The following is a 12,497-nucleotide window of genomic DNA, read 5'->3' as shown; positions in this document are numbered from 1 at the left end:
GAGCCGCCATATATAGTCGAGATACGGCAGGAGCGGGGCTCCCGCTCTGGTCGTCCGGCACGGGCTGCGAGAGTGAGGACGGACTCATCATGCAAGGCGATTTCAGAACCGAGTTCGTGCGCGATCCCGTTGCACTCCGGCAGCATCCGGCGCTGGTGCTCAACGCGGATTTCCGGCCGCTCTCCTACTACCCGCTGTCGTTGTGGCCTTGGCAGGAAGCGATCAAGGCCGTGTTCCTCGACCGGGTCGATATCGTCGCCGAATACGACGCGGTGGTGCATTCGCCCTCCACGGTGATCCGAATACCCTCGGTCGTGGTCCTCAGAGATTTCGTCAAACCCCAGAAGCGCGTGGCATTCACGCGCTTCAATCTTTTTTTGAGGGACGGTTTCTGCTGCCAGTACTGCGGCGCGCGCGGGGACCTGACCTTCGACCACGTGATCCCGCGGGCGCGGGGCGGGGTGACGAGTTGGGAAAACGTCGTCGCCGCCTGCGCGCGCTGCAATTTGCGCAAGGGATCCAAGAGCCTGCGCCAGTCGGGGCTGAGCCTCAAGCGGCCGCCGCGCCGCCCGGGTGCGGAGGAGCTGCGCGACAGCGGACGCCGCTTCCCCCCGAACCATCTCCATGCGAGCTGGGTCGACTACCTCTACTGGGATGCCGAACTCGAAGCCTGAACCCGCCGAAGGGTCGATCGGGTTGCGGTGTCGACGCCGATGCCTAGACTGCGCGCGAAGCCGCCGTTAAGAGGGCGGCGTTAGCGCTAACTGCACGGCCCCAGCGGCCGCCCAGACGGAGACAGCCATGGTATCGCGCGTCATCCCGGTCGACAGCTTCGACCTCGTCATTTTCGGCGGCACCGGCGACCTTGCCCGGCGCAAGATCCTGCCGGGCCTATTCCGCCGCTTCCGCTCCGGCCAGATGCCGGCCGAGGCGCGCATCATCGGCGCCGCGCGTTCCGAGATGGACGATGCGGGCTACCGGCAGATGATCCGCGAGGCGATCGCCGAGTTCGGCTCCGAGGAAAAGCAGGACACGGCGGGCATCGACGCCTTCGTCGAGCGGCTGCACTACGTCGCGATCGACGCCACAGGCGAGGGCGGCTGGCACCAGCTGCGCGATCTGATGCGCGACGGCGTGATCCGGGCCTTCTACTTCTCGGTCGCGCCCTCGCTCTTCGGCGCGCTGGCCGAGCGGCTGCACCAGCACGGCATCGCCGACGCCTCGAGCCGGATCGTGGTCGAAAAGCCCTTCGGCCGCGACCTCGCCTCCGCCAAGGCGCTCAACGCGACGCTGGCCGAGCATTTCGACGAGAGCCAGATCTACCGGATCGACCATTATCTCGGCAAGGAAACGGTTCAGAACCTGATGGCCGTGCGCTTTGGCAACGTGCTGTTCGAGCCGCTCTGGAACTCGCATTACATCGACCACATCCAGATCACCGTGGCCGAGACCGTGGGCGTCACCGGACGCGGCAGCTACTACGACAAGTCGGGCGCGATGCGCGACATGGTGCAGAACCACCTGATGCAGCTGCTGTGCCTGATCGCGATGGAGCCGCCCTCGATCTACGACGCCGACACCGTCCGCGACGAGAAGCTCAAGGTGATCCGCGCGCTGCAGCCCGTCGAGCCGCACCAGATCGTGCGCGGCCAATACGAGGCGTCCGCCGAGGGCCCCTCCTACCGCGAGGACGCCGAGAACCCGCGCAGCTTCACCGAGAGCTTCCTCGCGCTCAAGTGCCACATCGCCAACTGGCGCTGGGCCAAGGTGCCGTTCTACATCCGCACCGGCAAGCGCATGAAAGCGCGCTCCTCCGAGATCGCCGTGGTCTTCAAGGATCTCGGCCATACCATCTTCGAGGGCGACACCGCCCGGCACCGCAACATCCTGTCGATCCGGCTGCAGCCGAACGAGGGGATGGACCTGCAGGTGACGATCAAGGAGCCGGGCCCGGGCGGCATGCGCCTCGTCGACGTGCCGCTCGATATGACCTTTGCCGACGCGCTGGGCCCCGACCAGGACGCGCCCGACGCCTATGAGCGGCTGATCATGGATGTGATCCGTGGCAACCAGACGCTGTTCATGCGCGGCGACGAGGTCGAGGCCGCCTGGGCCTGGACCGACCCGATCATCGAGGGCTGGGAGGCGCGCAACGACGTACCCAAGCTCTATGACGCCGGCAGCGCCGGGCCCGAGGACGCGATGATGCTGATGCATCGCGACGGCCGCCGCTGGCGCGAGATCAAGGGCTGAGGCCCCGAGAGACCGAAAGGAACCCGCGATGGAATTCGTCGAATACGCCGATTCCGAGATGATGATGATCGACCTCGCCGACCGGCTGGCGAGCGAGCTGCGTGCGGCGATCGCCGCCGATGGACGTGCCAGCCTCGCGGTGCCCGGCGGCACCACGCCGGGGCCGATCTTCGACACGCTCTCGGCGATCGGGCTCGATTGGGACAAGGTGCACGTGATGCTCACCGACGAGCGTTGGGTGCCCGAGGACAGCGAGCGGTCGAACACCGGCCTGCTCAAGCGGCGGCTGTTCACCGGCGCCGCCGCGGCCGCGCATTACCTGCCGCTCTACGCCCCGGCCGAGCGTCCCGAGGAAAAGCTCGACGCGCTGCAGGAGGCGCTGGCGCCGCATCTGCCGCTGTCGGTGGTGCTGCTCGGCATGGGTGCTGACATGCACACCGCCTCGATCTTTCCCGGCGCCGACCAGCTCGACGCGGCGCTCAACGGCGACGCGACGCTGGTGGCGATGCGCGCACCCGGCGCGCCCGAGCCGCGCATCACGCTGTCGGCCAAGGTGCTGAACGACGCGATGCGCCGCCATATCGTGATCATCGGCGCCGAGAAGCGCGCCGCGTTGGAAAAAGCGCAGGGGCTGAGCCCCGAGGAGGCGCCGGTGGCGGCCGTCCTCAAGGGCGCGACCGTGCATTGGGCGGAGAGCTGAGATGTGGGATGATCTGAAGAGCAGGGGCGCGGCCATTGCCGAGCGCCGGATCGAGACGCTGTTCGAGGACCCGAACCGCGCGCGCGACTTCTCGGTCAGCGCGCTGGGCATGTTGTTCGACTACGCCAAGACCAACATCGACGCCGAGACCCGCGACGCACTGATCGCGCTCTTGGACGCGCGCGACGTGGCGGGCCGCCGCGAGGCGATGTTCTCGGGCACGCCAATCAACGAGACCGAAGGCCGCGCCGTGCTGCACACGGCCCTGCGCAACCTCGACGGCGCGGCGGTGACGGTGGAGGGGCAGGACGTGATGCCCGAGGTGCTCGACACGCTGGAGCGCATGGAAGGCTTTGCCCGCGCCGTGCGCTCGGGCGAGTACCAAGGGCAGGGCGGCGCGATCACCGACGTGATCAACATCGGCATCGGCGGCTCGGATCTCGGGCCGGCCATGGCCGCGATCGCGCTCAGGCCCTATCACGACGGGCCGCGGCTGCATTTCGTCTCGAATGTCGACCCGGCCGACATTCACGACACGCTCTCGGCCTGCGACCCGGCGACCACGCTGGTGATCGTCGCCTCCAAGACCTTTACCACCATCGAGACGATGACCAACGCCCGCACCGCCAAGGCGTGGATGGGCGAGGTGGTCTCCGATACCGGCGCGCAATTCGCCGCGCTGTCGACCGCCGCCGACAAGACCGCCGATTTCGGCATCGCGCCGGAACGTGTCTTCGGCTTTGCCGACTGGGTCGGCGGGCGCTACTCGATGTGGGGCCCGATCGGGCTGTCGCTGATGATCGGCATCGGGCCGGAGGCATTCCGCGCCTTCCTGCGCGGTGGTCAGGCAATGGACACGCATTTCCGTGCCGCTTCCTGGCAGGAAAACATGCCGGCGATGCTGGCGCTGGTCGGGATCTGGCACAGTCAGGTGCTGGGCCACGCGACCCGCGCCGTGCTGCCCTATGACAACCGCCTTGCGCGTCTGCCCGCCTATCTCCAGCAACTCGAGATGGAGAGCAACGGCAAGCGGGTCTCGATGGATGGCGAGGATCTCGGCTTTGAGAGCGGCCCGGTGGTCTGGGGCGAGCCCGGCACCAACGGCCAGCACGCCTTCTACCAGCTGATCCACCAGGGCACGCGGGTCGTGCCTTGCGAGTTCCTCGTCGCCGCCGAGGGGCACGAGGAGGGGCTGGAGCACCAGCATCGTCTGCTGATCGCCAACTGCCTCGCGCAGTCCGAGGCGCTGATGAAGGGCCGCGATTTCGACGAGGCGCGTAGCAAGGTCGCGGGCAAGTTCGAAGGCGCCGAGCTGGAGCGTCAGGCCAAGCATCGCGTGTTCCCGGGCAACCGCCCCTCGACCACGCTGGCTTATCCGAAGCTCGATCCCGAGACGCTGGGCAAGATCATCGCGCTCTACGAGCACCGGGTCTTCGTCGAAGGCGTGGTACTTGGCATCAACTCCTACGACCAGTGGGGCGTGGAGCTGGGCAAGGAGCTCGCGACCGCGCTGCAGCCGATCGTCGATGGCGAGCGGAGCGCCGACGACAAGGATGGCTCCACCGCACAGCTGGTGGGCTTCCTGCGCGCCAACGGCGCCTGACCGCAGAAGGGCGCCTGAGCGCCCTGCGAGGCAACGAAAAAGGGGCGGCCGCCAAAGCGTGCCGCCCCCTTTCTCGTTCAGAAGCGAAGCGCCCTGTCCAAGCCCGTCCCGCGCCGGCTGGTGGGCGCGGGACGGGCGACGTGTCAGATCGCGGCGGTGACGATGATTTCGACGAGGTGCTCGGGCGTGGCGAGCTTGGCTTCGCCGGTCCAGCGGGCCGGGGCACAGCCCTCGGCGACCCAGGGCTCCCACTCGGCGTTCATGTCGGCGAAGAACGCCATGTCGGAGAGCCAGATCTGCGCGGTCAGCAGCTTGGTCTTGTCGGTGCCGGCGAGGCCGAGCAGCCGGTCGATCTCGGCCAGGATTTCGCGGGTCTGGGTGCGGGCGTCGTTGCCCGGCGTGCCGATCTGACCGGCAAGATAGGCGATGCCGTTATGGACAACCGCCGCGCTCATGCGGGCGTTGGATTCGATGCGCTTGATATCGGCCATGTCTGGTTTCCCCTCGGATATATGCAGGCGGGAGGGGATGGAGCGGGTAACGGGAATCGAACCCGTAACTGAAGCTTGGGAAGCTTTCGTGATACCTTTTCACCATACCCGCGCGCTCTGGCCCCGAGGTAGCCGCGCCGACCGCCCTCGTCAAGCGGCGATCGCTCAGTCGCGCGCCCGCCGCCGCCGGCGCCCGCCACCGCCCTCGCCGCCGCCACTGGCGTTGAAGGAAGGCTCCGGCAGGGGCTGTGTCGCCCGCAGCCCGGCAAAGGGCGCAGTGGCATGCGGGATGGCATTGGCGGCGACGAAATGCTCCTGGAAACGCGGCTCGATCGCGGTCTCGACCTTGGTGATCTCGCGGACCAGCACCTCGACCTCGCGCCGCGCTGCGCGCGAGCACAGCGCGATCCGCGCCCCGGTCCCGGCGGCGTTGCCCGCGCTGGTCACGCGCTCGACCGGCACGTCGGGAATCATCCCCAGAACGAGGGCGTGCTTGGGGCTGATATGCGCGCCGAAGGCCCCGGCCAGCACCACCCGGTCGACTGCCTCGACGCCGCGCTCGTCCATCAGCAACCGCGCGCCCGCATAAAGCGCCGACTTGGCGAGCTGAATCGCGCGGATGTCGCCTTGGGTCACGGTGATGCGCGGCCCGCCGGCCTCCGCGCCGTCATGGATCAGATAGGCATGGGTCCGGCCTTCGGCGATCATCCGGTTGGTGCCGGTCTGCTCGGCCGAGCCGATCAGGCCGCGCGCGTCGACGAGACCCGCGATGCGCATCTCGGCCACCGCCTCGATGATCCCCGAGCCGCAGATGCCGGTGACGCCGCCCGGTCCGACCGCCTCCCAGAAGCCGTCCTCGTCCGACCACTTGTCGCAGCCGATCACGCGGAAGCGCGGCGCCTTGGTCTCGGGGTCGATGCGGATCGCCTCGATCGCGCCCGGCGCGGCGCGCTGCCCGCTCGAGATCTGCGCGCCCTCGAAGGCCGGACCGGTGGGCGAGGAGCAGGCCAGCACCCGGGCCCGGTCGCCAAGCAACAGCTCGGCATTGGTGCCGACATCGACGATCAGCACCAGATCGTCCGACTGGTCCGGCCGTTCCGACAGCGCCACCGCGGCCGCGTCGGCGCCGACATGGCCCGCGATGCAGGGCAGCGCGTAGACCTGCGCGCCTGCATTGATCGCCCCGAGGTCGAGGTCGCGGGCAGGCAGGGAGACCGCGTCTGAGGTGGCCAGCGCGAAGGGCGCCTGGCCCAGTTCGACCGGGTCGATCCCCAGCAGCAGGTGGTGCATCACCGGGTTGCAGACGAATACCGCCTCGACGATGTCGCGCGGTTCGATGCCCGCCTCTTCGGCCAGCCCGCGCGCCAGATCGTCAATGGCGGCGCGGACTGCCGTGGTCATCTCGGCGGCGCCGCCCTCGTTCATCATCGAGTAGCTGACCCGGCTCATCAGGTCTTCGCCGAACCGGATCTGCGGATTCATGATTCCGGCCGAGGCCTCGACATGGCCATCCTCGAGCGAGGTCAGATGCGCGGCGATGGTGGTCGAGCCGAGATCGATGGCGAGACCCCAGAGCGGCGCGTCGCGAAAGCCGGGCCAGAGGTCGACGATGCGCGGCGGCTCCGTCTCCGCGCCCTGATGCACGGCGAGCGTCACCTCCCATTCGCCCTTCCTGAGCGCCTGCTGCAGCTTGGCCAGCACGGCAGGGGCGGCCGTCGCGCCTTCGATCCGCCATTGCCCCGCCAGCGCCTCGATCAGGCGCTCCAAGTCGCCGCGCGGCTCGTGCATGTCAGGCTCGGGCACCGAGACGAAATAGCGCCGCGTCGCCGGGTCCATCTCGATCGGGCGGGCATCGGCGTTCTTGCGCACGACCTGCCGGTGCACTTGGCTCTCGGGCGGCACGTCGAGCACCACGTCAGAGCAGATCTGCGCCTGGCAGCCGAGCCGGCGGCCAGGCTTGAGCCCGCGGATCCGGTCATAGCGCTCTTCGACGGCGTTGATGCCGCTCAGCGCATCCTCGGCCACGGTCACGCCATGCTTGTCGAACCGACCCTTGCCGGGGCTGATTTGGCACTTGGAGCAGATGCCGCGCCCGCCGCAGACGCTGTCGAGATCGACGCCGAGGCGGCGTGCGGCGGTCAGCACGGTGGTGCCGGCGGGCACCCGGCCGCGCTTGCCCGAGGGGGTGAAGATGACGAGCGGGTCCTGGGTCATGGCGGGCCTTTCGAGGGCGGCGGTCGTTTGCGCGGACCATAGGCGATTGCGCCCCGAGGGAAAGGGTGCGCGGGCGGCAGGTGGCGACGCCAAAGCGACGCGCCGCTTTCTCCCTTTCCCCCCGGGAAGATCGGTGCGATAGGGACGTGCCAAACGAAGCATCCCAAAGGAGTGGTCCCGATGGAGATTCGCGAGGCTCTGACCTTCGATGACGTCCTGCTGGTTCCCGCAGCATCGAGCGTCCTGCCGTCCACGGCCGACACACGCACCAAGGTGACGCGCGAGATCGCGATGAACATCCCGCTCCTGTCGAGCGCGATGGACACCGTGACCGAGGCGCGCATGGCGATCTGCATGGCCCAGTCGGGCGGCATCGGCGTGGTGCACCGCAACTTCACCGTCGACGAGCAGGCCGAGCAGATCCGCCAGGTCAAGCGTTTCGTCTCGGGCACGGTCTACAACCCGATCACGCTGCGCCCCGAGCAGACGCTGGCCGATGCGCGCAAGCTGATGGAGCAATACTCCATCACCGGCTTCCCGGTGGTCGACGGCGAAGGCCGCGTGGTCGGCATCGTCACCAACCGCGACATGCGCTTCGCCGCCGATGACGCGACCCCGGTCAAGGCGATGATGACCGCCGACAATCTCGCCATGCTGACCGAGCCCGCCGATCTCGACGTGGCGCGCAACCTGATGAAGGAGCGGCGGATCGAGAAGCTGCTCGTCACCGACAAGGAGGGCCGCCTGACCGGTCTCCTGACGCTCAAGGACAGCGAGCAGGCGGTGCTCAACCCCTCGGCCTGCAAGGACCGGCTCGGCCGTCTGCGCGTCGCCGCCGCCTCGACCGTGGGCGATGCCGGGTTCGAGCGCTCCATGGCGCTGGTCGATGCCGGCGTCGACATCGTGGTGATCGATACCGCGCATGGCCATTCCGAAGGCGTTGCCAAGGCGGTCGAGCGGCTCAAGCGCGAGGCGGGCGACGTGCAGGTGATCGCCGGCAACGTCGCGACCGGCGAGGCGACGCGCGCGCTGATCGGCGCTGGCGCGGACGCGGTCAAGGTCGGCATCGGGCCGGGTTCGATCTGCACCACGCGGATGGTGGCCGGCGTCGGCGTGCCGCAGCTAACTGCGATCATTGATTGCGCGCAGGCCGCCGGCGACGTGCCGGTGATCGCCGATGGCGGTATCAAGTTCTCGGGCGATTTCGCCAAGGCGATCGCCGCGGGCGCCTCCTGCGCCATGGTCGGCTCGATGATCGCGGGCACCGACGAAAGCCCGGGCGAGGTGATCCTCTACCAGGGCCGGACCTTCAAATCCTATCGTGGCATGGGCAGCCTCGGCGCCATGGCCCGTGGCTCGGCCGACCGCTACTTCCAGAAGGACGCGGCCTCCGACAAGCTGGTGCCCGAGGGCATCGAGGGGCAGGTGCCCTACAAGGGCACGGCAGCAGCGGTGATCCATCAGTTGGTCGGCGGCCTGCGCGCGGCGATGGGCTATACCGGCCATCCGACCGTCGACTCGATGCGCGGCAACTGCAACTTCGTGAAGATCACCGGCGCCGGCCTCAAGGAAAGCCACGTGCACGACGTGCAGATCACACGCGAGAGCCCGAACTACCGGATCGGGTGAGGCGGGTGGCGGAGAGGCTTCCATGACCCCGGCGGCGCGGGTCGCCGCCGCGATCGGCGTGCTCGATAACTGCCTGTCGGGGATGCCGGTGGAGAAGGCGTTGCTGCGCTGGTCGCGCGCAAGCCGCTTCGCGGGGTCGAAGGACCGCGCGGCGGTGCGCGACCATGTCTTCGACGGCTGGCGTCGCCGCCGGTCCGCCGCGCATGCGGGTGGCGCCGAAACCGGACGTGGCATCATGATCGGCCTGCTGCGCCAGCAAGGGGTCGAGCCGGAAACACTGTTCACCGGGCGCGACCACGCCCCTGCCGTGCTAGACGCTCATGAAATGCACCTGCCCGCCGAGCCGGCGGCGCCGGCCGTGGCGCATGATCTGCCGGACTGGCTCTGGGACTGCTTCCTCGAGGATCTGGGCGAAGCCGGGCCGGACGCGGCGCAGGCGTTGCGCGACCGAGCGCCGGTGTTCCTGCGGGTCAATCCTCGCCGTGGTGATCAGGCGGCTGCGATCGCGAGCCTCGCGGCCGATGGGGTCGAGGCGGTGGCCCATCGCGACGTCGCAGACGCGCTGCAAGTGGTGTCCGGCGGCCGTGCCGTGGCGCGGAGCCGCGCCTATGCCGATGGCCTCGTGGAGTTGCAGGACGCCGCCTCGCAGGCGGCGATGCTGCGACTGCCGTTGCGCGACGGGCAGCGCGTGCTCGACTTCTGCGCGGGCGGCGGCGGCAAAGCGCTGGCGCTGGCTGCGCGGGCGCGGATCGAAGTGGCGGCACATGACGCCAATCCCACCCGAATGCACGACATACCGGCCCGGGCGGAGCGCGCCGGGGTGCGCATCGACGTGATCGAGCGGGTGGGCGAGCGAAAGGCCGATCTCGTTCTGGTCGACGCGCCCTGTTCCGGCAGCGGCACCTGGCGGCGTGACCCCGACGGCAAATGGCGGCTCGACCCGGCGGGGCTGGCCGCGCTGGTCGCTCTGCAGGCAGAAATCCTCGATCATGCGGCGGTGTCGGTGGCCGCCGATGGCATCCTCGCCTACGCGACCTGTTCGGTGCTGCGCGCCGAGAACGACGCGCAGGCAGAGACGTTCCTGCGTCGCAATCCCGGCTGGCGGCTGGCCGATCGCGCCCAATGGTTGCCGGGGCCCAACGGCGACGGGTTCTTCCTCGTGCGGTTCGAACGAACCCCCACTTAGCTCTTTACCGGGCGTTAGGCATTTTGGCCCCTTCTGGATGCATTGGCATCCGAGGAGGGTGAGGTGGTCGAAATCGATCTGCCGGCGGGCATGTCCGACGAGGGCGTGGCCCTGCCGAGCCCGGGGCAATTGGCTTCGATCCTGGGCGCGGCGACGCTGTCGTTGGCCGGGGCGGCGCTCACGCCTGACGGCTACATGGCGCTGTCGCTGTTGCTGGTCGGCTCGACGCTGGCCTGCGTCGCCGCGATGTTCGCGCTGCGACGACTCGACCGGCTGCGGCGACGCCGTCAGATGGTCCGGCTCGGGCAGCGCATCCTCGGGCCGGACATGGTCCCCGGCTTCCTGAGCGACGCGCAGGGTGCGATCCTCGACTGCAACCCGGCCGCGGCGCAGCGCTTCGGCGGGCGCGGCGGCAGCCTGACGACCGCGCTCTCGCAGCATTTCGCGGCGCCCGGCCGCACGCTGACCCGTCTGCGCCAGAGGGCGATGCGCGAAGGCTCGGCGCAGGACATGGTGGCGACCCGCAGGGGCCATCTGCGCATCACCGTCAGCGGGCTGGGCGCGGGGACCTATCTGTGGCGGGTCGAGGATCTGTCCGAGCGTCCGGGCACCGGACGCGCCGCCGACGCTCTCGGCCTGCCGATGCTCACGGCCGGGCCTTCGGGCACGATCCTTTACATGAACGGGGCCTGCCGGGCGCTGATCGGTGGCCGGGCGCGTACGCTCGAGGCGGTGTTCGAGCGGATGCCGGTCGCACCGGGGCAGGTGCAGCAGGTGAACGGCGTCTCCGGCCCCGTCGACACGCTGGTGGCCGAGATCCCGGCGGCGGGAGGCCGGAGGGAGATCTACCTGCTGCCACCGCTGTCGCCCGCGCGCTCCGGCGGCGCCGGTTGGAGCGAGGTCGAGATCCTGCCGGTCCCGCTGCTGCGTCTGGATCGGCAGGGGCAATTGCTCGGCGCGAACCGTGCCGCAAGGACGCTGCTGCCGGCAGCGGAGCCCGGGGCAAGGCTGTCGGACCTTCTCGAAGGGCTGGGGCGTCCGCTCATCGATTGGCTCGCCGAGGCGGCGGAGGGGCGCGCCGTGCCGGGCCCGCAATTTCTCAAGGGACGCGGATCCCGGCAGGACCGGGTGCTGCAGGTCACGCTGGGTGAGCCGGACGAGGAGGGGTGCCTGGTCGCAGTGCTACACGACGCGACCGAGTACAAATCGCTCGAAGCGCAGTTCGTGCAGGCCCAGAAGATGCAGGCGATCGGCCAGCTCGCCGGCGGCGTCGCGCATGATTTCAATAACCTGCTCACCGCCATCTCGGGGCATTGCGACCTGCTGCTGCTGCGCCACGACAAGGACGACCAGGATTACGGTGACCTGATACAGATCCACCAGAACGCCAATCGCGCCGCCAGCCTCGTCGGCCAGCTCCTTGCCTATTCGCGCAAGCAGAACCTGATGTTCGAGCAGATCGACCTGCGCGACACGCTGTCCGATTTGACACATCTGCTCAATCGGCTGGTGGGGGAGAAAGTGGTGCTCACGCTCAACCATGACCCGGATCTGTGCCAGGTCCGCGCCGACCGGCGCCATCTCGAACAGGTGGTGATGAACCTCGTGGTCAATGCTCGCGATGCCATGCCCGAGGGGGGCGAGATCCAGGTCGAGACCGACAATTTCGATCTCGAACGACCACTCGAACGCGATCGGGCAGTCGTGCCGGCCGGACTATGGGTGCGGATCCGGGTAACCGACCAAGGCTGCGGTATCCCGGCCGAGAAGCTGCCCAAGGTGTTCGAGCCCTTCTACACCACGAAGCGCCCGGGCGAGGGCACGGGGCTCGGCCTTTCGACCGCCTATGGCATCGTGAAGCAGAGCGGCGGCTACATCTTCGTCGACAGCGAGCCAGAGCGCGGAAGCTGCTTCACCCTGCTGCTGCCGGGACGCGATGCCGCGCCCGAGAGCGTCGGCACCACCACTCCCGAGCCCCCCAAACCCATCACCCGCCGCAGCGACGGGGTGGTCCTTCTGGTCGAGGACGAGGCCCCGGTGCGCGCCTTTGCGGCGCGGGCGCTGCGGCTGCGGGGGCTGACCGTGATCGAGGCCGAGGACGCCGACGCCGCGCTGTCGATCCTGTCCGACCCGGCGCTGAAAGTGGATATCTTCGTCACCGACGTGATCATGCCGGGCAAGGATGGGCCAACCTGGGTACGCGAGGCGCTGGTCGAACGGCCCGACACCCAGGTGGTGTTCGTCTCGGGCTATGCCGAGGACACCTTCGCCGAGCAGCAGGCCGAGATTCCGAACTCAGTGTTCCTGCCGAAGCCATTCTCGCTGACCGACCTGGCCACGACTGTGCAAACGCGGATTGCCTGCTGAGGCCGGGATCGAGGCGGCACATTGCTGGGCTGCGAGGGTAGCCCCAGTGCTGTT

9 protein-coding genes and 1 tRNA gene are annotated in these 12,497 nt (G+C 68.9%); 7 read left to right on the top strand and 3 right to left on the bottom strand.

Annotated elements, in window-relative coordinates:
* Nucleotides 1–89: 89 nt before the first annotated feature.
* The 4 genes from FHS00_RS02540 to pgi all read left to right on the top strand — a co-directional run bounded on the left by FHS00_RS02540 (nucleotide 90) and on the right by pgi (nucleotide 4,556).
* Complete coding sequence (locus FHS00_RS02540) at nucleotides 90–674, top strand: HNH endonuclease (protein WP_183469546.1); 585 nt, start codon at nucleotides 90–92, stop codon at nucleotides 672–674.
* Nucleotides 675–801: 127 nt separating this feature from the next.
* The gene (zwf, locus tag FHS00_RS02535; RefSeq protein WP_183469543.1) at nucleotides 802–2,253 is read left to right on the top strand and encodes a glucose-6-phosphate dehydrogenase; all 1,452 of its coding nucleotides are present in this window, start codon (nucleotides 802–804) and stop codon (nucleotides 2,251–2,253) included.
* Nucleotides 2,254–2,281: 28 nt separating this feature from the next.
* Entirely contained in the window at nucleotides 2,282–2,953 is a 672-nt protein-coding gene (pgl, locus tag FHS00_RS02530; RefSeq protein WP_183469541.1) for a 6-phosphogluconolactonase, read from the top strand.
* A gap of 1 nt (nucleotide 2,954) precedes the next feature.
* Nucleotides 2,955–4,556, top strand: a complete 1,602-nt coding sequence (pgi, locus tag FHS00_RS02525; RefSeq protein ID WP_183469539.1) for a glucose-6-phosphate isomerase — start codon at nucleotides 2,955–2,957, stop codon at nucleotides 4,554–4,556.
* Between the two features lie 143 nt (nucleotides 4,557–4,699).
* Here pgi and FHS00_RS02520 read toward each other — a convergent pair whose 3' ends face one another.
* The 3 genes from FHS00_RS02520 to FHS00_RS02510 all read right to left on the bottom strand — a co-directional run bounded on the left by FHS00_RS02520 (nucleotide 4,700) and on the right by FHS00_RS02510 (nucleotide 7,261).
* The gene (locus FHS00_RS02520) at nucleotides 4,700–5,047 is read right to left on the bottom strand and encodes a RidA family protein (RefSeq protein ID WP_183469537.1); all 348 of its coding nucleotides are present in this window, start codon (nucleotides 5,045–5,047) and stop codon (nucleotides 4,700–4,702) included.
* Between the two features lie 38 nt (nucleotides 5,048–5,085).
* Nucleotides 5,086–5,159, bottom strand: a tRNA-Gly gene (locus FHS00_RS02515).
* Nucleotides 5,160–5,212: 53 nt separating this feature from the next.
* Complete coding sequence (locus FHS00_RS02510) at nucleotides 5,213–7,261, bottom strand: ASKHA domain-containing protein (RefSeq protein ID WP_183469535.1); 2,049 nt, start codon at nucleotides 7,259–7,261, stop codon at nucleotides 5,213–5,215.
* A 180-nt stretch (nucleotides 7,262–7,441) separates the two neighbouring features.
* On the opposite strand from FHS00_RS02510, the gene guaB reads away from it, so the two are divergent.
* The 3 genes from guaB to FHS00_RS02495 all read left to right on the top strand — a co-directional run bounded on the left by guaB (nucleotide 7,442) and on the right by FHS00_RS02495 (nucleotide 12,443).
* Nucleotides 7,442–8,890: an IMP dehydrogenase gene (gene guaB, locus FHS00_RS02505; protein WP_183469533.1), complete on the top strand. Its 1,449-nt coding sequence runs from the start codon at nucleotides 7,442–7,444 to the stop codon at nucleotides 8,888–8,890.
* Between the two features lie 22 nt (nucleotides 8,891–8,912).
* The gene (locus tag FHS00_RS02500) at nucleotides 8,913–10,076 is read left to right on the top strand and encodes an RsmB/NOP family class I SAM-dependent RNA methyltransferase (protein WP_183469531.1); all 1,164 of its coding nucleotides are present in this window, start codon (nucleotides 8,913–8,915) and stop codon (nucleotides 10,074–10,076) included.
* A gap of 90 nt (nucleotides 10,077–10,166) precedes the next feature.
* A complete protein-coding gene (locus tag FHS00_RS02495) occupies nucleotides 10,167–12,443 on the top strand; it encodes an ATP-binding response regulator (protein ID WP_183469753.1) in 2,277 nt (758 codons plus the stop codon).
* Nucleotides 12,444–12,497: the final 54 nt, after the last annotated feature.

The sequence above is a fragment of the Limimaricola variabilis genome, assembly GCF_014195545.1.
Lineage (GTDB): Bacteria > Pseudomonadota > Alphaproteobacteria > Rhodobacterales > Rhodobacteraceae > Limimaricola > Limimaricola variabilis.
Note: the sequence above shows the minus strand (reverse complement) of the source record. Positions and strands in the feature narration are given on the sequence as shown.